This window comes from Actimicrobium sp. CCI2.3 (assembly GCF_035019065.1).
In the GTDB taxonomy this organism is placed as follows: Bacteria; Pseudomonadota; Gammaproteobacteria; order Burkholderiales; family Burkholderiaceae_D; genus Actimicrobium.
In genome coordinates, this window is sequence record NZ_JASJWR010000014.1 from 40,642 (window position 1) to 62,487 (window position 21,846).

The 21,846-nt window shown below is 57.3% G+C and carries 21 protein-coding genes; 11 read left to right on the plus strand and 10 right to left on the minus strand.

From position 1 onward, the window contains the following. Positions 1-8 precede the first annotated feature (8 nt). The 5 genes from QN370_RS09760 (at position 9) to QN370_RS09780 (ending at position 6,590) form a co-directional block, all read left to right on the plus strand. Positions 9-965, plus strand: a complete 957-nt coding sequence (locus QN370_RS09760) for a M23 family metallopeptidase (protein WP_322126279.1) — start codon at positions 9-11, stop codon at positions 963-965. 170 nt (positions 966-1,135) lie between these two features. Then, positions 1,136-3,898, plus strand: coding sequence for a preprotein translocase subunit SecA (gene secA / locus QN370_RS09765; protein WP_322126280.1), 2,763 nt, complete (start codon positions 1,136-1,138; stop codon positions 3,896-3,898). Positions 3,899-4,024: 126 nt separating this feature from the next. After that, the gene (gene argJ, locus QN370_RS09770) at positions 4,025-5,263 is read left to right on the plus strand and encodes a bifunctional glutamate N-acetyltransferase/amino-acid acetyltransferase ArgJ (RefSeq protein ID WP_322126281.1); all 1,239 of its coding nucleotides are present in this window, start codon (positions 4,025-4,027) and stop codon (positions 5,261-5,263) included. A gap of 27 nt (positions 5,264-5,290) precedes the next feature. Then, positions 5,291-6,157, plus strand: a complete 867-nt coding sequence (locus QN370_RS09775) for an ATP-binding protein (RefSeq protein WP_322126282.1) — start codon at positions 5,291-5,293, stop codon at positions 6,155-6,157. Continuing rightward, positions 6,150-6,590 (plus strand): NUDIX domain-containing protein, encoded by a 441-nt coding sequence (locus QN370_RS09780; protein ID WP_322126283.1) that lies wholly within the window; start codon positions 6,150-6,152, stop codon positions 6,588-6,590. Before QN370_RS09775 ends, QN370_RS09780 begins: the two co-directional genes overlap by 8 nt. A 43-nt stretch (positions 6,591-6,633) precedes the next feature. Here QN370_RS09780 and yacG read toward each other — a convergent pair whose 3' ends face one another. The 8 genes from yacG to ispB all read right to left on the minus strand — a co-directional run bounded on the left by yacG (position 6,634) and on the right by ispB (position 14,731). Beyond that, positions 6,634-6,828 (minus strand): DNA gyrase inhibitor YacG, encoded by a 195-nt coding sequence (gene yacG, locus QN370_RS09785; RefSeq protein WP_322126284.1) that lies wholly within the window; start codon positions 6,826-6,828, stop codon positions 6,634-6,636. A 30-nt stretch (positions 6,829-6,858) separates the two neighbouring features. Beyond that, positions 6,859-7,614, minus strand: coding sequence for a cell division protein ZapD (gene zapD, locus QN370_RS09790; RefSeq protein ID WP_322126285.1), 756 nt, complete (start codon positions 7,612-7,614; stop codon positions 6,859-6,861). 88 nt (positions 7,615-7,702) lie between these two features. Beyond that, the gene (gene coaE / locus QN370_RS09795; RefSeq protein ID WP_322126286.1) at positions 7,703-8,326 is read right to left on the minus strand and encodes a dephospho-CoA kinase; all 624 of its coding nucleotides are present in this window, start codon (positions 8,324-8,326) and stop codon (positions 7,703-7,705) included. Further along, a complete protein-coding gene (locus QN370_RS09800; protein ID WP_322126287.1) occupies positions 8,323-9,189 on the minus strand; it encodes an A24 family peptidase in 867 nt (288 codons plus the stop codon). Before QN370_RS09800 ends, coaE begins: the two co-directional genes overlap by 4 nt. After that, positions 9,189-10,421: a type II secretion system F family protein gene (locus QN370_RS09805; protein ID WP_322126288.1), complete on the minus strand. Its 1,233-nt coding sequence runs from the start codon at positions 10,419-10,421 to the stop codon at positions 9,189-9,191. The genes QN370_RS09800 and QN370_RS09805 overlap by 1 nt, the downstream gene beginning before the upstream one ends. Before the next feature lie 23 nt (positions 10,422-10,444). Continuing rightward, positions 10,445-12,169, minus strand: coding sequence for a type IV-A pilus assembly ATPase PilB (gene pilB, locus QN370_RS09810; protein ID WP_322126289.1), 1,725 nt, complete (start codon positions 12,167-12,169; stop codon positions 10,445-10,447). Positions 12,170-12,323: 154 nt separating this feature from the next. Further along, positions 12,324-13,625, minus strand: coding sequence for an HlyC/CorC family transporter (locus QN370_RS09815; protein WP_322126290.1), 1,302 nt, complete (start codon positions 13,623-13,625; stop codon positions 12,324-12,326). Between the two features lie 116 nt (positions 13,626-13,741). Then, positions 13,742-14,731: an octaprenyl diphosphate synthase gene (gene ispB, locus QN370_RS09820; protein WP_322126291.1), complete on the minus strand. Its 990-nt coding sequence runs from the start codon at positions 14,729-14,731 to the stop codon at positions 13,742-13,744. Between the two features lie 224 nt (positions 14,732-14,955). On the opposite strand from ispB, the gene rplU reads away from it, so the two are divergent. The 4 genes from rplU to proB all read left to right on the plus strand — a co-directional run bounded on the left by rplU (position 14,956) and on the right by proB (position 18,001). Next, positions 14,956-15,267 (plus strand): 50S ribosomal protein L21, encoded by a 312-nt coding sequence (rplU, locus tag QN370_RS09825; protein ID WP_009665832.1) that lies wholly within the window; start codon positions 14,956-14,958, stop codon positions 15,265-15,267. Between the two features lie 43 nt (positions 15,268-15,310). Then, entirely contained in the window at positions 15,311-15,568 is a 258-nt protein-coding gene (rpmA, locus tag QN370_RS09830) for a 50S ribosomal protein L27 (RefSeq protein WP_322126292.1), read from the plus strand. Positions 15,569-15,664: 96 nt separating this feature from the next. Further along, the gene (cgtA, locus tag QN370_RS09835) at positions 15,665-16,771 is read left to right on the plus strand and encodes an Obg family GTPase CgtA (RefSeq protein ID WP_322126293.1); all 1,107 of its coding nucleotides are present in this window, start codon (positions 15,665-15,667) and stop codon (positions 16,769-16,771) included. A gap of 93 nt (positions 16,772-16,864) precedes the next feature. Continuing rightward, on the plus strand, positions 16,865-18,001 hold the full coding sequence (proB, locus tag QN370_RS09840; protein ID WP_322126294.1) for a glutamate 5-kinase: 1,137 nt from the start codon (positions 16,865-16,867) through the stop codon (positions 17,999-18,001). 15 nt (positions 18,002-18,016) lie between these two features. Here proB and QN370_RS09845 read toward each other — a convergent pair whose 3' ends face one another. Together QN370_RS09845 and QN370_RS09850 are read right to left on the minus strand one after the other, a co-directional pair. Then, positions 18,017-18,568, minus strand: a complete 552-nt coding sequence (locus QN370_RS09845) for a CNP1-like family protein (protein WP_322126295.1) — start codon at positions 18,566-18,568, stop codon at positions 18,017-18,019. A gap of 7 nt (positions 18,569-18,575) precedes the next feature. Next, complete coding sequence (locus QN370_RS09850; RefSeq protein WP_322126296.1) at positions 18,576-19,160, minus strand: RNA pyrophosphohydrolase; 585 nt, start codon at positions 19,158-19,160, stop codon at positions 18,576-18,578. Between the two features lie 208 nt (positions 19,161-19,368). Between QN370_RS09850 and QN370_RS09855 the strand changes: the two genes are divergently transcribed. Together QN370_RS09855 and QN370_RS09860 are read left to right on the plus strand one after the other, a co-directional pair. Further along, positions 19,369-21,105: a proline--tRNA ligase gene (locus tag QN370_RS09855; RefSeq protein ID WP_322126297.1), complete on the plus strand. Its 1,737-nt coding sequence runs from the start codon at positions 19,369-19,371 to the stop codon at positions 21,103-21,105. Positions 21,106-21,225: 120 nt separating this feature from the next. Beyond that, positions 21,226-21,831, plus strand: a complete 606-nt coding sequence (locus QN370_RS09860; RefSeq protein WP_322126298.1) for a lytic transglycosylase domain-containing protein — start codon at positions 21,226-21,228, stop codon at positions 21,829-21,831. Positions 21,832-21,846 lie beyond the last annotated feature (15 nt).

The window sequence follows — 21,846 nt, forward strand, 5'->3', positions numbered from 1 at the left end:
GAGTCGAGATGCAAATTATTTTGCTGCACCCGCGTTTTACGCAAGCCCGATCGGTCACGCTCACGCTCAGACACGGTTTGCTGGCGATCGCGCTGCTCGTGGTGCTGGTGCTTGGTGCCACGGCGGCAATGACCTGGTTGACGCTGACGCACGCAATCAATATGTATTCGCCGTCGGTGCAGAAACTGCTTGATGCCGGCAATCAGGGCGAGGTTGCGCGCAACGATCGGTATGTTCGCGAAAATATCGCCGCCATGGCCATCAAGCTAGGCGAAATGCAAGCCCAGTTGATGCGTCTCGATGCACTCGGCGAACGGGTTCAGGGCCTGTCCGGAGTGAAGCCGGAAGAGTTCAATTTCAAGGAATTGCCGGGCCGCGGCGGGGCCGCGCCGCCAAACGCTCGCGTTGCGCCGCCCCTGGGTATCAGCCAGTTCCAGCAAGCGCTCGATGCGCTGGTCGTCGATATTGAACATCGTTCCGATTACATGAATGCGGTCGAGTCCACCCTTATGTTCGATAAGATACGCAGCAAGTTGCTGCCGACAATACAGCCGGTCAACGTGTCCTACAATGCGTCCGGTTTTGGCTGGCGCATGGATCCGTTCACTGGTCGCAGTACTTTTCATGAGGGCATTGATTTTCCTGCGCCGACCGGCACGGCGATCATCGCCGCTGCGGGCGGTGTGGTGATCGCGGCCGAATTCCATTCTCAGTTTGGCAACATGCTGGAGATCGATCACGGCAACGATATTGTGACCCGCTATGCCCATGCTTCGCGTCTGCTGATGAAAGTCGGCGACATCGTGCAACGGGGCCAGCATGTGGCTGACATCGGCACCACTGGCCGTTCGACCGGGGCGCATCTGCATTTCGAGGTGCTGGTCAAGGGCGTTCAGCAAGATCCGCACAAATTCCTGATTGCCGGCGCGGGTCAGGCCGCCGTGCCGCAAGTGACGCGAAAATAGTTGGTTATGATTAGTTAGCTATTGTTTCCCTGTGCGTAACCCCAACGTTCGTAATATCGCATGATAAACTCACTTCTTTTTCCGCTCACGTCCGTTTCTGTCGCGCCCAGCTTGCTCGTTCAGCCTGCTGTTTTTAGCGGTATCAACGGCGCCTATTTTAGAATCCAAGCATGTCATTACTGACCCAGATTTTCGGTAGCCGCAACCAGCGCCTGCTCAAGCAATATCAAAAAACGGTACGCGAGATCAACGCGATGGAACCCGTCATCGAGAAACTGTCCGACGCGGAACTGCAGGCCAGGACGCCGGCATTCCGCGAGCGTATTGCCAAGGGTGAATCGGTTGACGCACTTCTGCCTGAGGCGTTCGCGGTCTGTCGCGAAGCCAGTCGGCGCGTACTGAAGATGCGACACTTTGATGTGCAGTTGGTCGGCGGCATGGTGCTCCATTACGGCAAGATTGCCGAAATGGGAACTGGCGAGGGCAAGACGCTGATGGCAACTTTGCCGGCCTACCTCAATGCACTGGCTGGCAAGGGCGTGCACGTGGTGACCGTCAATGATTACCTCGCGCAGCGCGACGCCGAATGGATGGGGCGGCTGTATCTCTGGCTCGGCCTGTCGAGTGGCGTGAATCTGTCGCAGATGGATCATGACGACAAACAGCTGGCCTACGCGGCGGACATTACCTACGGTACCAACAATGAATTCGGCTTCGACTACCTGCGCGACAACATGGTGTTCGATGCCGCCGACCGGGTCCAGCGCAGCCTCAATTTTGCGATCGTCGACGAAGTCGATTCGATCCTGATCGACGAAGCCCGCACGCCGCTGATTATTTCCGGCCAGGCAGAAAATCATACCGAGCTGTATCACAAGATCAATGAAGTGCCGCCACTGCTGACCTTGCAGATCGGCGAAGAAACGCCGGATGGCAAGAGCACTGTCAGCGTTCCCGGGGACTTCACCAAGGACGAAAAAGCCCATCAGGTGCTGCTGACCGAAGCCGGTCACGAAAAAGCCGAGCAGATCCTGACCAACATGGGCCTGCTGCCGGAAGGCGCGTCGCTGTACGACTCGGCCAACATCACGCTGATTCATCACCTGTATGCCGCGCTGCGTGCGCATACGCTCTATCACAAGGACCAGCACTACGTGGTGCAGGACAATGAAGTCGTCATCGTCGATGAATTCACCGGTCGCCTGATGACCGGCCGGCGCTGGTCCGACGGATTGCACCAGGCGGTCGAGTCGAAAGAGCACGTCAAGATCCAGAACGAAAATCAGACGCTGGCGTCGATCACTTTCCAGAATTATTTCCGGATGTACGGCAAGCTCTCCGGCATGACCGGTACGGCTGATACCGAAGCCTACGAGTTCCAGGAAATCTACAGTCTTGAAACGGTCGTGATTCCGCAGAACCGGCCGAACCAGCGCAAGGACAGGCAAGACCAGGTCTACAAGACCAACGAAGAAAAATACAAGGCCATGCTGGTCGACATCAAGGATTGCTACGAGCGCGGACAGCCGGTGCTGGTGGGAACTACCTCGATCGAAAATTCCGAACTGCTGTCGGGCATTCTGGATACCGCAGGTCTGCCGCACAACGTGCTTAACGCCAAGCAGCATGCCCGCGAAGCCGAGATCATTGCGCAGGCAGGTCGTCCGAAAGCCATCACGATCGCCACCAACATGGCCGGTCGCGGTACCGACATCGTGCTGGGCGGCAGCGTTGAAAAGCAGTCGCAGCATGTCGAAGCCGACGACGCTCTCAGCGATGCAGACAAACAGGTCCGCATCCAAAAACTGCGCGACGAGTGGCAGTCGCTGCATGACCATGTCGTGAAGGCCGGTGGCCTGCACATCATCGGTACCGAGCGGCATGAATCGCGTCGCGTCGATAACCAGTTGCGCGGTCGCTCGGCCCGTCAGGGTGATCCGGGTTCCTCGCGCTTCTATCTGTCGCTCGATGATGCGCTGTTGCGTATTTTTGCCGGTGACCGGGTACGCGCGATCATGGACCGGCTCAAGATGCCGGAAGGCGAACCGATCGAAGCCGGTATCGTGTCGCGCTCGATCGAATCGGCGCAGCGTAAAGTCGAGGCACGCAACTTCGATATTCGCAAGCAACTGCTCGAATACGATGACGTCGCCAACGACCAGCGCAAGGTGATTTACACCCAGCGTAACGAACTGCTCGAAGCCAGTGATGTGACACCGCTCATTGCATCGCTGCGCCATGGCGTATTCAATGATCTGTTCCGCGAGTATGTTCCGGCCGAGTCGGTCGAAGAGCAATGGAGCGTACCGGCGCTGCAAGCCGCGCTGGTAGCGGAGTGGACGCTCGATGTGCCGCTGGTAGAGACCCTGGCTGCGAACGACAGCATGACAGACGAAGAGTTGCTCGACAAGGTACTCCAGGCTGCCGATGTCTTGTATGAAAGCAAGATCGCCATCGTCGGCAAGGAATCATTTTCCGGCTTTGAACGCAGTGTCATGCTGGGCAGTATCGACACCCACTGGCGCGAGCACCTCGCCGCACTTGATCACCTGCGTCAGGGTATTCATCTGCGTGGCTATGCGCAAAAAAATCCCAAGCAGGAATACAAACGCGAAGCGTTCGAGTTGTTCGGTCAGATGCTTGAGTTGATCAAGAACGACGTCGTCAAGACCGTGATGACGGTACGGATCCAGTCACGCGAAGAGATTGATGCGGCCGAAGAACAGCTGGCGCAAACCAGGTTGGCCAATGTCAATTTCCAGCACGACGACTTCAATCCTGATCTGGACCCCTCCGAGTTGCTCGCACCGACTGTCAAGCCGGCCAGCGAGACCGACGAGCCACTGGTCAATGCGATGAAGGTCGGCCGCAACGATCCGTGCCCGTGCGGCAGCGGCAAGAAGTACAAGCAGTGCCACGGCAAGTTGTCCTGACCGGTTACTGTGATTAAAAAAGGCAGGATTTCCTGCCTTTTTTTACGACCGCAAATTCACTCGCCTACAATAGCGTCAGGCTTATTATTCGCTCCCTTGATCAACCACTCAGATTGCTCCGACACCATGGCCGTTAATTCTCCTCTCCCCATTGCTGCGAACCTGAAACCGGTCCCTGGCATCGAACTTGGCCATGCCGAAGCCGGCGTGCGCAAGCCCAATCGCAAGGACGTGCTGGTCATGACGCTGGCACCGACGGCTACCGTGGCCGGGGTGTTCACGCTCAACCGCTTTTGTGCGGCTCCGGTACAAGTCTGCAAGGCCCATCTGGAAGGCTTGCACATCGCCGGCACACCGATCCGTGCACTGGTCATCAATACCGGTAATGCCAATGCAGGAACCGGTGAAGCCGGCCTTGCCGATGCCAACGCCGTGTGCGATGCGCTGGCTGGTTTGCTGGGCTGCGACGCTGCACAAATCCTGCCGTTTTCGACGGGTGTGATCCTTGAGCCGCTGCCGGTGGCGCGCGTCAATGCCGGTCTGCCGCAAGCACTGGGTAACCTGCGTGCCGATAACTGGTTCAACGCCGCTGAAACTATCATGACCACCGACACCCAGCCCAAGGCCGGCTCGGCAACCGTCGTCATCAACGGCGAAACCATTACTCTCACCGGTATCAGCAAGGGTGCCGGCATGATCAAGCCGAACATGGCCACCATGCTGGGCTTTCTTGCCACGGATGCGGGTGTTGCGCAAAATGTGCTGGAGCATATGGTCAAGCAGGCGGCCGACCAGTCATTCAACTGCATCACGATCGATGGCGATACCTCGACCAACGATTCGTTCATGCTGATCGCCACCGGCACCGCAAAGTTGCAGATCACTGATAGTGATTCGCCCGAGTACGTTTTGTTGGCCGAGGCCGTGACGAACCTGTCGCGTGAACTGGCGCAAATGATCGTGCGTGATGGCGAAGGTGCGACCAAGTTCATCACCGTCACGGTTGAAGAGGGCGTGAGCATCGAGGAGTGCCGCAAGATCGCCTATTCGATTGGCCATTCACCGCTGGTCAAGACGGCTTTTTTTGCGTCCGATCCGAATCTTGGCCGCATCCTTGCGGCGATCGGCTATGCCGGTATTGATGACCTGGATGTGAGCAAGCTCGACTTGTACCTCGACGACGTCCTGGTGGCGCGTCATGGCGGTCGCAATCCGGCCTATCAGGAAGCCGATGGCCAGCGCGTGATGAAGCAGAGCGAAATCACGGTGCGTGTCAAACTCGGTCGTGGCGCTGCAGCGGCCACCATCTGGACCTGTGACTTGTCGCACGATTACGTCACCATCAACGCCGACTACCGTTCCTAATTTTCGTTCCCAACAGACACCTGACCCATGACCCAGCTAGACCAATTTTTACAACGTGCCGAACACCTGCTGGCTCGCCTCGAGGCAGTCTTGCCACAAAGTCCTGCCGCGATCGACTGGCAGGCCGGTACCGCATTCCGCTGGCGCAAGCGTAACGGTATCGGCAGCTTGCAGGCAGTGCGGCAAGTCGCCACGATTGCGTTATCCGACTTGCAGAACATCGCACCGCAAAAAGAACAGATCGAACAGAACACGCTGCAGTTCGTGCGTGGCCGGCCGGCCAACAACGTGTTGCTCACTGGCGCACGGGGTACCGGAAAATCCTCTTTGATCAAGGCGTGCCTGAACCAGTTTGCGGCACAGGGCCTGCGCCTGATCGAAGTCGACAAGGAAGACCTGGCCGACCTGGCCGACATCGTCGATCTGATCGCGGGTCGGCCGGAACGGTTCATCATTTTTTGCGACGACCTGTCCTTCGAGGAAGGCGAGCATGGCTACAAGGCACTGAAGGTGGCGCTCGATGGCAGTATTGCCGCCCAATCGGACAACGTGCTGATCTACGCTACCTCGAACCGGCGCCACCTGATGCCGGAACGGATGGCCGACAACGCCACGTACCGGAACGATGAGTCAGGGGATTTGCATCCGGGGGAAACCGTCGAAGAAAAAATTTCGCTGTCCGAGCGCTTTGGCCTGTGGGTATCGTTCTATCCGTTCAAGCAGGATGACTATCTGGCCATTGCCGGACACTGGCTATTGCATTTTGGTTCTACGCCCGAGCAGGTGCTGGCAGCGCGTGGCGATGCCCTGCGCTGGGCCTTGCAGCGCGGTTCGCGCTCGGGCCGGGTGGCATGGCAATTTGCGCGTGATTATGCCGGCAAGCTGCATGGCTGATCATGCTCCCGTGGCCGTCCCGATCGACGTGGCGGTCGGCATCCTGATGCAACCGAATGGCGATGTCTTGCTGGGCCAGCGTCCGGCCGGCAAGCCGTATGCCGGCTACTGGGAATTCCCCGGTGGCAAAGTCGAGCCGGGGGAATCGATTTTCGCGGCCTTGCAGCGTGAGTTCGTCGAAGAACTCGGTATCGACATACGCAGTGCGCGGCCATGGTGCGGCGTCGAGCATGTCTACCCGCACGCGCATGTCCGGCTGCATTTTTACATCAGTGAGGATTGGCACGGCTTGCCACAAAGTCTGGAAGGACAGGCTTTTGCCTGGCAGGGAAGGGTCGACCTTGCGCCGCTATTACCGGCGACGATTCCATTGATTGCGTGGCTTGATCAGCTGCGTTTTGGCGAGAGCAGGGAGTCACGCAGCAACAGTTGATGCGCGGACAAGAGCGCACACCTGTTCTTGCTGACGACTCGCATCAGCGTTGTGGTGTCTCGTCGGGGTCCGCGTCCGGGTCATCGAGCGGCGGGCTTCCCGGGATGGTGTATTTTTCTTCGGCCCATGCGCCGAGATCAATCTGTTTACAGCGTTCGGAGCAGAACGGACGGTACTTGCTGGCTTCCGACCATGTCACCTTGGTGCCGCAGGTCGGGCAATCCACTACTGTTGCCATGTGCTGGTAGTCACTTAAAAAAAGAGGGTGTTAAAAGTTGCAGAGGGTCAGTTCAAACGGCACATCTGCTTCGCTGGGTTTGGGTTTCATGTCGCCATCCTGTGACGTAAAACGTACCCACAGCATGTACTTGTTGGCGGAAATTTCCGGAATCGCGCCAAGCTGTCCATCGATGGTCAAGCGCAGCATCTGGTAGACCTTGCCCTGCAACATTTGTTGGTAGCTGCCGGCGTGCGCCACCATCGGGGCGGCGCGCCCGGATTCGCGCAACAGACGCAGTACCAGATTGATCGCGCCGAACAGCGGTGCCATCGGTGCAAACCAGGCGGCGATGTCATCGAAGCGTTTTTGGGGCGGGCCCTGCTGCCACGCGTAATACGATGGCAAATCAAATTCGCAGGCCCCGCCGGGAATGATGGTGCGTCCGCGGATGCTCATCAGCCATTCATTGTCGCGCACGTTCTGGCCGGTTTTGCCTTGGGCAGCGATTAATGCGCTGCTGATCTGGTCGAGTTCGGCGAGTACGGCGTCGAGGCGTTCGGGTTGCACGTTCGGATTTGAACGGAAGCCCATCAAGGTCTGCTTTTGTCGTTCGAGTTCCTGCAAGAGATCCGATTTCAGATCAGCGCGACCGGCCACTTCAAGCATCTCGAAAATCGTGGAGAGCGCGACGTGGTGTTGCAGCGGGTGTTCCTGGTGCAGGAAAAAAGCAAATTTTTCGTACAGGTCTTCGAGTCGCAGCAACGTGCGAATACGCTCATTGAAAGGGTATTCGTAAACAATCAAAATGGCATCCCTAAAAAGTTCGGCAACCGATACTGGCATGATTCTGAACGATGCAGCGTGAAATTACAAACGCAGACATGCGCCGGCGTCACGGCGACGCGGCCAGCGCGCAGTACAGCGCATGCAGACGCTCGACCTGCGGTACCAGCGCAGCCGTATCGCCATCATTGCAGATCAGGTCATCGGCCGCCGCGTGCCGTTGTGCGCGCGTGGCCTGGGTCGCCATGATGGCATGAACCTGCTCTTCAGTGAGGCCATTACGTTGCATGACACGTGCGATTTGCAGTTTTTCCGGACAATCAACGACCAGAATGCGCGTGACCCGTTCGCGCCAGTGGCCGGACTCCACTAACAGCGGCACCACGAAGAGTGTGTACAGGCCGGTTGCCTGCGCGGCGGCGCGCGCCACTTCCTGTCTGATCAGCGGATGCAGGATCGCTTCGAGATTTTTTTTGGCGACCGGATCACTGAATACCCGGTCGCGCATCATCGCGCGGTTCATCGCCCCATCTGCTTGCAGGAATTGCGTACCAAACGACCTGGCGATGGCTGGCAGTGCAGTACCGCCGGGCTCGGTCAGATGGTGTGCAATCAGATCGGCATCAATCAATGTGACGCCGCGTTCAGCGAACAGGTCCGCAACGGTACTCTTGCCGCTGCCGATACCGCCGGTCAGACCGACTGAAAAATCGCCGGAGCCGGCGACGGTCACGCCAGCCACTGCATGTACGACCGCGTCAGGGCCTGGCCCGCTAGCAGAGCCAGCAGCCCGGCTGCGGCCAGATACGGTCCGAACGGGATCGGATTATCCCGTCCGTGCTTGCCGAACAGGATCAGGCAGAGGCCGACTACGGCACCAACGAGTGACGACAGCAGGATAATCAGAGGCAGCATTTGCCAGCCCATCCAGGCACCTAGCGCAGCAAGTAACTTGAAGTCGCCATAGCCCATGCCCTCCTTGCCGGTCAGCAGTTTAAAAACCCAGTAGATCGTCCACAGGCACAGATAGCCGGCAACGGCACCGATGACGGCATCACTGAGCGGCACGAAGGTAGCGTGGATGTTCAATAACAAGCCGATCCACAGCAACGGATAGGTCAGATCATCCGGCAGCAACTGGGTGTCGGCATCAATGCCGCTCATCGCAATAAGTAGCCAGGCAAAGATCAGCGCCGCCAGGCCGGTGATCCCTGCACCGAAATGCCAGATCAGCGCGGCCGACATCAGCGCCGTGAACAATTCGACGAGCGGGTAGCGCGCCGAAATCGGTTCCTTGCACTGCTTGCATTTCCCGCCCAGCGCCAGATAACTGATGACGGGAATATTCTCGATGCCGCTGATGGCGTGGTGACAATGCGGACAGGCTGAGCGCGGCAACATCAGGTTGTAGCGGTCGGTGTGCGGCAACGGCCGCCCGCTTTCACTGGCGACATAATTATCGGATTCACGTTGCATCATCTTCGGCATCCGATAAATGACAACGTTCAGAAAACTGCCAATCAGCAAGCCGAGCAGACCGGCAATGGCCGCGCCCAACGCATTGCCGGGCGTCGCAAAAACTGCAAAATCCTGCATCAAACCACGGCTCCCAACTTAAAGATCGGCAAGTACATCGCAATAACCAGACCACCAATGATGACACCGAGAACGACCATGATCAGCGGTTCCATCAGGCTGGAAATGGCGGCGACGGCATCATCGACTTCGTTTTCATAGAAGTCGGCGACCTTGCCCAGCATATTGTCGAGCGAGCCTGACTCTTCGCCGATCGAAACCATCTGGGTCACCATGTTCGGGAAGACGTTGGCGTTTTGCATCGCCACCGTGAGGCTGGTGCCGGTGCTGACTTCGGACTGGATTTTCTTGGTCGCATCGAGATACACGGCGTTGCCTGCTGCTCCGCCGACCGAATCGAGTGACTCGACTAACGGTACGCCGGCGGCGAACATAGTCGCGAGCGTGCGCGTCCAGCGCGCGATGGTCGCTTTGCGGATGACCGCACCAAAGATCGGTGCTTGCAGCAGCGCCCGGTCCATGAAGCGCTGGACTTTGAGCGAGCGCCGCCAGGACTGGAAAAACAGGTAGACGCTACCAAAAAGCAGGCCGAAGATCAGATACCAGTAGGACACGAAAAAATCCGAGATCGCCATCACGATCAGCGTTGGTCCAGGTAAATCTGCACCGAAGCTCTTGAATACTTCCTTGAAGGCGGGGACGACGAAAATCATGATCACGGCGGTGACGACAAAGGCAACGACCAGAATCGAGATCGGATAAAACAGCGCCGACTTGATCTTGCCTTTGATGGCGATTGTCTTTTCCTTGTAGATCGCCAGTCGGGTCAGCAAGTCTTCCAGGATACCTGCCTGTTCGCCGGCACCGACCAGGTTGCAGAACAGCGGATCGAAATACAGCGGGAATTTACGGAAGGCCTGATTCAGGCTGGTACCGGTTTCGACATCACTTCGGATTTCCATGATCAGCTTTGACATCGACGGATTGGCATGGCCCTTGGCAACGATATCAAACGATTGCAGCAACGGTACGCCGGCCTTCATCATCGTGGCCAATTGACGGGTGAACAGGCTGATGTCCTTGTCGGTAATTTTTTTGCCGCCACGGAAGTTTTTTTTCTTGACCTTGGTAGTCATGACGCCCTGGCGGCGCAGTGTTGCATTGACGATGGCTTCGCCGTTGGCGCGCATTTCGCCGCGGACCATCTTGCCCGCCTTGTCCTTGCCTTCCCAGGCGTAGATTGATTCCTTGACGGCCAGTGACCCACCTGTTTTTCGGGCTGCGGTTGCCATGATTACTCCTGGGTTATTCTTGATTACTCATTGGTACTGACAAGGATTTCCTCGAGGCTGGTCAAGCCCTGCCTGACCTTCACGAGGCCTGACTGGCGCAGTGTGCGCACGCCGTCAAGCTTGGCTTGCGCTTCGATTTCAAGGGCGGTGCCATGACTCAGGATGATCCGCTCTATGTCTTCGGTGATCGGCATGATCTGGTAGATGCCGAGTCGTCCTTTGTAACCGCTGCCACTGCAGCGCTCGCAACCGACGGCCTTGTTGGGTGTCCACTTGCCATCGATATCCTCCGCACTGAAGCCGGCTTCGAGCAGGACTTCATTGGGGATATCGGCCGCGATCTTGCAGGTGCAGAGCCGGCGCACCAGCCGCTGCGCGGTGATCAGGATCACTGATGAGGCAATATTGAAGGGCGCGACGCCCATGTTCATTAGCCGTGTCAGCGTCGAGGGTGCATCGTTGGTATGCAGGGTCGAAAAGACCATGTGGCCGGTTTGCGCCGCCTTGATCGCGATATCGGCGGTTTCGAGATCACGGATTTCGCCGACCATGATGATGTCCGGATCCTGGCGCAGGAAGGCTTTCAGTGCGACGGGGAAGGTCAGGCCCGCCCGGTCGTTGATGTTGACCTGGTTGACGCCGGGCAGGTTGATTTCTGCCGGGTCTTCGGCCGTGGCGATGTTGATGCCGGGCTGGTTCAGGATGTTCAGGCAGGTGTACAGCGAGACCGTCTTGCCCGAACCGGTCGGGCCAGTGACCAGCACCATGCCATACGGCCGCTGGATTGCGTTCATCAGCGTTTCTTTTTGGTCGGGATCGTAGCCGAGTGCCTCAATGCCCATTTGCGCTTGCGAACCGTCGAGAATACGCATGACGATTTTTTCACCAAACAGGGTCGGCAGGGTGCTGACACGAAAGTCGATCGAACGTGTCTTGCTCAAGACGAGCTTCATGCGGCCGTCTTGCGGTACCCGCTTCTCGGAAATATCGAGCTTGGAAATGACCTTGATGCGCGAGGCGAGTTTTTCCTTGACGGCCAACGGTGGCTGGGCGATTTCGCGCAGCACGCCGTCGACGCGAAAACGGATCCGGTAGAACTTTTCAAAGGGTTCGAAGTGCAAGTCGGATGCGCCCATGTTGATGGCGTCGAGCAGCATTTTTTGCAGGAACTTGACGATCGGCGCGTCATCGATGTCGGTCAAGCCGGGATCGTTCTGACTGACCGTTTCTTCGATGGCGAAGTCGATGTCGAGGCCGTCACCACTGATGTCATTGAGATAGGTTTCTGCGCTCTTGCCGAACAGCTCGATGAGCTGGAGCAGACCCGTGTGTTCGACGATAACGGGTTCGACCGTCAGTTCGGTCTGGAATTTGATCTGGTCGAGGACTGCCGTATTGGTAGGATCCGAGATCGCGATCGAAATCTTGTTGCCGCGCTTGGCAAGCGCAATGACGCGCTGGCTTTGCATGAGCTTGTTATCGATGACGCCTTCCGGCCGCAGTGCCATATTAAACAGCGAGAAGTCGAGTAACGGATAGCCGAACGTCTCGGAACAAAAATTGGCCAGCGACCGTGCATCGATGATGCCCGACGAGATCAATGCGTCGATGAACTGGGTCTTGTCGGTACTGGCTTGTTTGCTGAGGGTCTCGGCTTGCACTGCCGACAGGCGACCGGCCTGGAGTAATGCGCGCGCCAGCCCCGACATGGATGTGTTGGAAATCGGGTTGGGCAACACTGCAGCCATAAATTTATCAATTCAATGTTGGATCGGAATCCGGTGTGGTGTGTCTGTTCTACTGGTATTACTGATACTGAACTTCGATGATGCCTACAGGCACTCTCAATGTAAAGGTATTGCCAGCGTTGACTAGTTTTGGTCGTGGGTGTGTCGCGACAAATTATCCGAATCGGGTCGGGTTACCGGAAGCTGTTGCGGGTCGCTGCAATTTGACGACCTTGATCGACTGGTTTTTCACCTGGACGATTTCGATCACGCAGTCATTGAGTTTCAGGCACACGCTGGCCTCGGGAATATCCTGCAGGTACTCCAGCAGCAATCCGTTGATTGTTTTCGGACCATCGAGTGCGAACCGCAAGTCCAGCTGCTTGTTAATGTCGCGCAGCGTAGTGGATCCTTCGAGCAGACAGGTGCCGTGTTCGTCCCAGCTGACATTGTCGGCGCGTGCCGCTGCCGGCGTTGACGTCGTGAATTCACCGATCATTTCTTCGATGATGTCTTCCAGCGTGACCAGGCCCTGCACTTCGCCGTATTCGTCGACGATGATGGCAAGCCGTTCATGGTTCTCCTGAAAGTACTGCAGTTGCATCAGCACGTCGGTATCTTCCGGGATGAAGTACGGTGGCGTCAGCAGCGCGCGGAAATGATCGATGGTCAGTTCTTCGTCTTCATTGAGCAAGCCAATGGCCTTGCGTACATGGAGGATGCCGATGATCCGGTTGATCTCGCCGTCGTGGACGGGCAGTTTGTTGTGATAGCAGGTCGTGAGTTGACGCTTGATCTCGTCGATGCTCTGTGCCAGGTTCAGTGACTCGATCTGGGCCCGCGGTGTCATCACGTCCTCGACTGACATATGTTCGAGGTCGAACAGGTTGAGCAGAATGCTCTGGTGTTTTTTTGGAATGAAATTACCACCTTCGAGCACCATCGAGCGCAGCTCCTCCGGGGACAGTTTGTGGTCGCGCTTGGTCTCCTTGCGGATGCGCAGCGCGCGTAGCAGAGCCGTGACGAACAGGTTGACGAACCAGATCACCGGCTTGCTGACCGCCATCAGTGGCTTGAGTACAAGTGCTGCCGGTAGCGCAATGCGTTCCGGGAAGGTGGCACCAATGATCTTGGGGGCGATTTCCGCAAACACGATCAGCAGGAAGGCGACCGCACCGGTGGTGATGGCAAGGACGGCTTCTTCGTGGCCAAAAGTGGCAATGGCGATGGTGGTGACTAGCGCGGTTGCCAGCGCATTGATCAGCGTATTGGCGATCAGCACCAGTGACAGAACCTGATCGGTGCGATCAAGCAGCCACAGCGTCGTCATGGCCGCATGGCTGCCGCGCTTGGCCAGATGACGCAGGCGATGACGATTGGCCGACATCAGCGCTGTTTCGGCCATTGCAAAAAAAGCAGACAGTATGATCAGGCAGACGAGCGTTAGTAGTAGCGCCCAGAATGGAACGGTATCCAAAGAGTCATCGCAAAGAAATGAACAGCATGAAGAACATGGCCGCAGTGATGTTGGTACGCATCACCAGGTCATGGCCAGTAAGGTAGAGCACTGCGTGCGCTTGGAACTGACTTGGATCAATGATTGCGGTCGACGGCGAACGTGCACAAGTCTAGCAGCGAAGTTTTGTACTGGCTATCAGGTAATCCGGCAATCGACTCGCTGGCGCGGGCGGCTGCTTTTTCGGCTTCGTTGCGCGTGTAGTCGAGTGCACCTGAACTGCTGATCGCCGCCAGGATGACGTCAAAATGCTGTTCGTCGCCTTGTTCGATGCAGCTCCGGACCAGCGCGCGCTCTTCGGTACTGCCGTTGTGCATCAGATGAATCAGTGGCAGTGTCGGCTTGCCCTCGCGCAGGTCATCGCCGACATTCTTGCCAATATCAGCGGCGTTGCCGGAATAGTCGAGCACGTCGTCGATGAGCTGGAACGCGGTGCCGAGCGACCGCCCGTACTCAGCGGCTGCTTCCACATCCTGTTCCGACGCACCGGCAATGAGTGCGCCCAGCTGGGCGGCGGCTTCGAACAGTTTGGCTGTCTTCGACCGGATCACTTGCAGATAGCGCGCTTCGGTGACGTCGGGGTCATGCATGTTCAGCAGTTGCAGTACCTCGCCTTCGGCGATTACATTGGTGGCGTCCGACAGGATGCGCATGACCCGCATGTCGTCGACGGAGACCATCATCTGGAAAGCTCGTGAATAAACGAAGTCGCCGACCAGCACTGATGCGGCATTGCCGAACAGGGCATTGGCGGTCTGACGCCCGCGTCGCAATGACGATTCATCGACCACGTCGTCGTGCAACAAGGTCGCGGTATGGATGAATTCGACGACTGCCGCAAGATCATGGTGGCTGGTGCCTTGATAGCCAAAGGCGCGTGCCATCATCAATACCAGGGCGGGCCGAATGCGTTTTCCGCCGGCGCTGATGATGTATTCTGCTATCTGGTTGACCAGCGCGACCTCGGAGTGCAGTTGTCGGCGAATGACCAGATTGACGGCGTCCATATCGCTGGCAATGGCTTGCGTGGCGTGAGGACGTGTTGCGGAAGCTTGAGCAGCGAACAAGTTAGGCCTGATAAGTATCGGAAATTGCAGCGATTATACGATGACATGGGATTGGCACAGTGCTGGCGGCAGGAGTGTCGGCGCAAAGCATTCCTGATCAAATTTTGACCCGGTCGGAAACATCATGTATGATTTGCGGTTTTCCCGAATCCGCGTGTAGCATTTTGCGTTTCGTGCAGCGAGTTCAACGAGAAAAAGTCCCTTAATAATTGATGAGGTTTCATATGTACGCGGTCATAAAAACCGGTGGCAAGCAATACAAAGTTGTCGCTGGTGAAAAATTTAAAGTAGAACAGATACCGGCAGACATAGGTTCCGAAATCACCATTGATCAAGTGCTCGCAGTGGGCTCTGGCGAAACCATTAAATTTGGTGCGCCCTTGGTTGAAGGTGCTACGGTCCTGGTGACGGTTTTGTCGCACGGTCGACACGACAAGGTAAAGATTTTCAAGATGCGCCGTCGTAAGCATTACCAGAAGCACCAAGGCCATCGTCAGAACTATACCGAGTTGCAAATCGTCTCGATCAACGGCTGATTCAGCCACGTTGATCAGATAACCAGAATCCAAGGAGTTTGAAATGGCACATAAAAAAGGCGGCGGCACTACGCGCAATGGTCGTGATTCGGAATCAAAGCGCTTAGGCGTCAAGGTTTACGGCGGCCAGGCTATCAATGCAGGCGGCATCATCATTCGCCAGCGTGGTACCAAGACCCATCCTGGTGAGAACGTTGGTATGGGCAAGGATCACACCTTGTTCGCACTGATACCAGGCAAAGTTCAATTTGTGGTCAAGGGTGCTACCCAGCGTCAGTTCGTAACTGTCGTTCCTGCTTAATTTTCAAGCAGCAGCATCCAGCATCAAGCAAGGCGCAAGCCTTCAATCAAGAGGCTCTGCCAGCGGTAGAGCCTTTTTAGTTTATGGCGGGACATCATGAAGTTTATCGACGAAGCAAAAATCGAAGTCATTGCTGGTGACGGCGGCAACGGCGTCGCCTCCTTTTGTCGGGAAAAGTTCAGGCCGTTTGGCGGCCCAGACGGTGGTGACGGCGGCAAGGGCGGCACCATATGGGCTGTCGCGGATCGCAACATCAATACGCTGGTCGACTACCGGTTTTCCAAAATGCACAAGGCGCGCAACGGCGAAAATGGCCGCGGTGCGGATTGTTACGGCAAGGGCGCGGATGATATTTTCCTGCGCATGCCTGTTGGTACCCTGATCATCGATCATGTTAATGGCGAAGTCATCGCCGACATGACCGAGCACGGCCAGCAAGCCATGCTTGCCAAAGGCGGCGAAGGCGGCTGGGGCAACATCCATTTCAAGACATCGACCAACCGTGCGCCACGTCAAAAGGGCGATGGCAAGGAAGGCGAGCGACGCGAACTGCGGCTCGAACTGAAAGTGCTGGCTGATGTGGGCCTGCTCGGCATGCCGAACGCCGGCAAGTCGACATTCATCTCGGCGGTATCGAACGCCCGTCCGAAAATTGCTGACTACCCGTTCACGACACTGCATCCGAATCTCGGCGTGGTGCGCGTCAGCCACGAAAAGAGTTTCGTGATTGCCGACATTCCGGGTCTGATCGAAGGTGCGGCAGAAGGTGCCGGTCTGGGCATTCAGTTTCTGCGTCATTTGCAGCGCACGCGCGTGCTGCTGCACATCGTCGACCTGGCACCATTTGACTCGGTTGATCCGGTCAAGGAAGCCAAGGCGATCGTCAAGGAACTCCAGAAGTACGACGAATCCCTGTTCGACAAGCCACGCTGGCTGGTGTTGAACAAGCTCGATGTCGTGCCGGAAGACGAGCGCAAGAAGCGCGTCAAGGACTTCGTCAAGCGCTTTGGCTGGAAGGGTCCGACCTTCGAAATTTCGGCATTGAACCACGATGGTTGTCCGGAACTGGTCATTGCGATCTACAATTACCTGGCTGAACAGCGCGCACTCGAATATCGCGCTGAAGAAACCCAGATGTCCGAAGAGGCACGGCAGATCGTTTCGATCGACCCGGATGATCCACGCTTCAAGGTCATGGACTGAGTTTCAGGACTCTCCCCGGCGCGAGTTGTTCTCGCGCTTTTTTTACGCCTGCTGCAGCAAGCAACTCGCAGGTGATTTTTTGAGCGATGACCGATGACAGCAACAACACAACCGCAATCGCTGGTCCGTCAAGCCAAACGGCTGATTATCAAGGTCGGGTCGTCGCTGGTAACCAACGATGGCAAGGGCCTCGATCATGCTGCCATCGCGAATTGGGCAGCACAAATTGCGCAATTGCGTGCGCTTGGCAAGGAAGTGGTGCTGGTGAGTTCTGGTGCCATTGCCGAGGGCATGCAGCGCTTGCATTTCGACAAGCGACCAACCGGTATTCATGAATTGCAAGCCTGTGCGGCTGTCGGTCAGATGGGTCTCGCGCAAGTCTATGAAACCAGTTTTCGCGCACATGGCCTCGGTACGGCACAAGTTCTGCTCACGCATGCCGACCTGGCCGATCGTGAGCGCTACCTCAATGCCCGGTCGACGCTGTTTACGTTATTGCGTTTCGGTGTGGTCCCGGTCATCAACGAAAACGATACCGTGGTCACCGATGAGATCAAGGTCGGCGACAACGACACACTCGGTGCGCTGGTGGCGAATCTGATCGAAGGCGATGTCCTGATTATTCTGACCGACCAGCGCGGCCTGTACACGGCCGATCCGCGCAAGGACCCGCTGGCCAGTTTCGTCGAATACGGCAAGGCGGGTGATAGCGCGCTCGAAGCGATGGCCGGTGGGGCCGGCAGTAATATCGGCAGCGGCGGCATGCTGACCAAGATATTGGCGGCACGACGTGCAGCGACCTCGGGAGCACATACCGTCATTGCGTCCGGACGCGAGGACAACGTGCTGGTGCGATTGGCTGCCGGCGAGTCGATCGGCACCCAGTTGCACGCACAAACGGCCCAACTGACCGCACGCAAACAGTGGATGGCAGATCATTTGCAAACTGCCGGCAAGGTAGTGCTCGATGACGGCGCGGTCCAGAAATTGACTGGTGAAGGCAAGTCGTTGTTATCGATTGGTGTGGTGGCGGTCAGCGGCGAGTTTGGTCGCGGTGAAGTGATCACTTGCGTCGATCAGGCCGGCAAACCTGTCGCGCGCGGCCTGGCCAATTACACCAGTGCAGAAGCGCGCCGCATCATGCGGCGGCCCTCGTCGGAGATCCTGTCCATTCTCGGATTTGTCGAGCAGCCCGAGCTGATTCACCGCGATAACATGGTGCTGCTATAAGGTCTGGCGTCCCGGCTATTGCGAGAAATGCTTGATGATCGATTGGCCGGACTTCATGCGCCGGACGATGTCGCTGGCTTTGCCGGCAACCGTGCTGCCGTCACAAAAATAATCCTGTGCCAGCGCGGCATGCCGCCGGTTGGCCAGGTTGCCGCCGATTGGTTCCCACGCATCATTGCGCGAGCGTGACCAAGTGCCATCAGGCCGACCGAAGGCGTAGAGCTTTTTTTCCAGCGATGCGCAACGCAGTCCCTGGTAGCTGATGTTGAGCGCATCGCTGCTGCTGCGCGCCACCATGACATAACGGATCACCCCATCGGCACCGACGGTCAGTGTCTCGGGGGCGACCGAGAAGGTCTGGGTCGCCGTTGCACTGACATCGAACGGAATCAGCTTCGCCATGTCCGGCATTGACGGAAGATGGACGGCAATTTCTTGCCACGTCTTGCCGGTATCGTCAAATTCCTCATCGAAACTGGCTTGCGCGTGGGCACCTGCTTGGGCCAGCAGCAGCACGATCGCCGTAGCGATGGTCGCACTCTGATGCCGGAGAGGGGTCGTGTTCATGTCGGCTTCATTCATGGTCGGGAGGTTCGGGCAGGCTGGGTAGCGACGGCAACGCATTGTCGTCGACCTCATCCATGCGCTGGTGACGGTGTGGTGGCCGTGCCTGCACGTCGATCAACGGACGTAACAGATAGCGCGATAGTTCCTGCAGCGCACGCTGATACACATCCCGCTTGAATTCGATGACGACATCGAGCGGCACCCAGTAATCATGCCATCGCCACGCATCGAATTCCGGATGGCTGGTCAGGCGCAAGTTAACATCGCAGTCGCGACCCACCATCCGCAGCAGGAACCAGATCTGCTTCTGGCCGCGATAGTGGCCGCGAATGTCGCGCTTGATAAAGCGGTCGGGCACCTCATAGCGTAGCCAGTCGCGCGTGCGACCGACTATCTTGACGTGCTCGGCACGAAGCCCGACCTCTTCTTCGAGTTCGCGGAACATCGCCTGCTCTGGTGTTTCGCCGTATTTGATTCCGCCCTGGGGGAACTGCCACGAGTGCTCTCGAACCCGTTTTCCCCACCACACCTCATTGTGGGTGTTGAGCAGAATGATGCCGACGTTCGGGCGAAAGCCTTCACGATCAAGCATTAGTGCACCTCGAAACTTTCTGCGGCCCGGTGCGCCGATCTCTGATTCGCCTCATCTGCGCTCAAGAAAAATTGTCTGCCACGGCGTTGCTGCGGCAGTCGATCAACTCAAATGCTGCCTAATGTGCGAAGAGTGGGCGCATAGGCCAACTAATCCTTTAAAATTGGAACCGATTATAACCCTCTCTTTTTAAAAAGAATTCATCGTCATGCGCGCCTCCCGATTTTTTATTTCCACCCTTAAAGAAGCCCCTGCCGACGCAGAAATCGTCAGTCATCAATTGATGATGCGGGCCGGCATGATCAAGCGTCTCGGTTCCGGGATCTATACCTACATGCCGATGGGGTTGCGTGTGATCCGCAAAGTCGAAGCAATCGTGCGCGAAGAAATGAACCGTGCCGGTGCGGTCGAGCTGCTGATGCCGGTCGTGCAACCGGCCGAACTGTGGCAGGAGACCGGCCGCTGGCAGGAATACGGTCCCGAACTGATGCGCGTCAAAGACCGCCATGGCCGCGATTTCATCATCCAGCCGACCTCCGAAGAAGTCATCACCGACATCGCCCGTACCGAGATCAAGTCGTATCGGCAGTTGCCAGTCAATTTTTATCATGTCCAGACCAAGTTCCGCGACGAGCGCCGGCCACGTTTTGGCTTGATGCGCGGACGCGAATTCACGATGAAGGATGCGTATTCGTTTGATCGTGATCCAGCCGGCATGAAGCAGTCATACCAGATCATGTTCGATGCCTATGTACGGATCTTCACGCGCTTTGGCCTTGGCTTTCGCCCGGTCGCGGCCGACAACGGCGCCATCGGAGGTTCCGGGTCGCACGAATTCCATGTCATCGCCGATACAGGTGAAGATGCCATCGTCTATTGCCCGACCTCCGATTACGCCGCCAACATGGAAGCCGCCGAAGCCGCACCCATCGCCACGCCGCGCGCGGCTCCTGCACAGGATCTGGTCAAGACCGCGACCCCTGGCAAAGCCAAGTGCGAAGACGTCGCCGCGCTGCTGGGCGTGCCACTGCAGCAAACCGTGAAATCGCTGGTGCTGACGGTCGATACCGAAACCGACGGGGTCATCGTCGACAAGCAAGTCTGGCTGTTGTTGCTGCGCGGCGACCATGACCTCAACGAAATCAAGGCCAGCAAAGCGCCTGGACTCGCTGGCTACCGGTTCTCGACCGAGGCCGAAATCATCGAATACTTTGGCACGCCACCGGGTTATCTCGGTCCGATCAATACCGTCAAGCCCGTGCATGTGGTGGCCGATTTGAGCGTCGCGCACATGAGCGATTTCATCTGCGGTGCGAATGCAGTCGACTTCCATTTCACCGGCGTCAACTGGGGCCGCGATGTGCCGGAACCCGTCAGCTTCGACTTGCGCAATGTGGTTGCCGGTGACGCCTCGCCGGACGGCAAGGGCGTACTGGCGATCCAGCGCGGCATCGAAGTGGGTCATGTCTTCCAGCTCGGAACGCGCTACTCGGAAGACATGAAAGCCACTTTCCTCGATGAAAACGGCAAGCCACAGTTGCTGCAGATGGGTTGTTACGGCATCGGTGTCACGCGCATCCTGGGTGCGGCGATCGAACAGAATTTCGATGACAAGGGCATCATCTGGCCGGTATCGATTGCCCCGTTTGAAATCGTGCTGTGTCCGATGGGCTACGATCGCAATGAAGCTGTCAAGGCTGCCGCAGATACCTTGCTGGCCGACTTGCTGGCCGCCGGTATCGATGCCATTCTCGATGACCGTGGCGAACGCCCGGGTGCGATGTTCGCGGACTGGGAGCTGATCGGCGTGCCACACCGGATGGTCATCGGCGACCGTGGCCTCAAGGACGGCAAGCTTGAATATCAGGGTCGGCGTGAAACCGCCGCAACAGCGGTCGACCTGGCCGACGCCGTGGCTTTTGTCCGGGCGCGCTTGCTGGCATAGGATTGTGCTTCGCTGACGGAACGTTCTGTCTCTTGCTGCCACTTATCGACGTTGGAATATTGGAACGTTGGAATGTGGCAGCGCAGAACAAGTTCGAGGACATTGAAATCCGGAGAAAAGATGAAAGTAATCCTGAAGCTGGCGGTGGTGATGCTCTTGCTGAACACCGGCAGTACTTGGGCAGGCAACCAGAAAGAAGAGGCGATGGCCGACTCGGTCCGGCTTGCGTTGTCGCACGCCATCACCGGGTCAGCGCCGATGAAAGTGCGCATCACCGATATCGAGGAGCGTATCCGCTATCTGGCCTGGCTCGGCGAGATGTCCGATCGTCTGAAAAAGAAATTGCCCGATGTGCAGGTGCGTCTGGAGTTCCTTGAAACGGTCTGGTACGAAGCCCGCCGCGCAGGTCTCGATCCTGCCATGGTGCTGGGGCTGATTCAGGTTGAATCAGCCTTTCGCAAATACGCCCTGTCACCGGTTGGCGCGCATGGCTACATGCAAGTCATGCCATTCTGGTCGCGCGTGATCGGCGATAGTGACCGCCGCAAACTGTTCAACATGCAGGCCAACCTGCGCTACGGATGTTCGATTTTGCGCATGTATATCGACATGGAACGCGGCGACTTGTACCTTGCTCTGGGACGCTACAACGGCAGTCGTGGCCGGCCTGAATATCCGAACGCCGTGCTGTCCGCCTGGCATAAATGGAAATTTAATAGCGCCTGATTTAACCGAAAATCA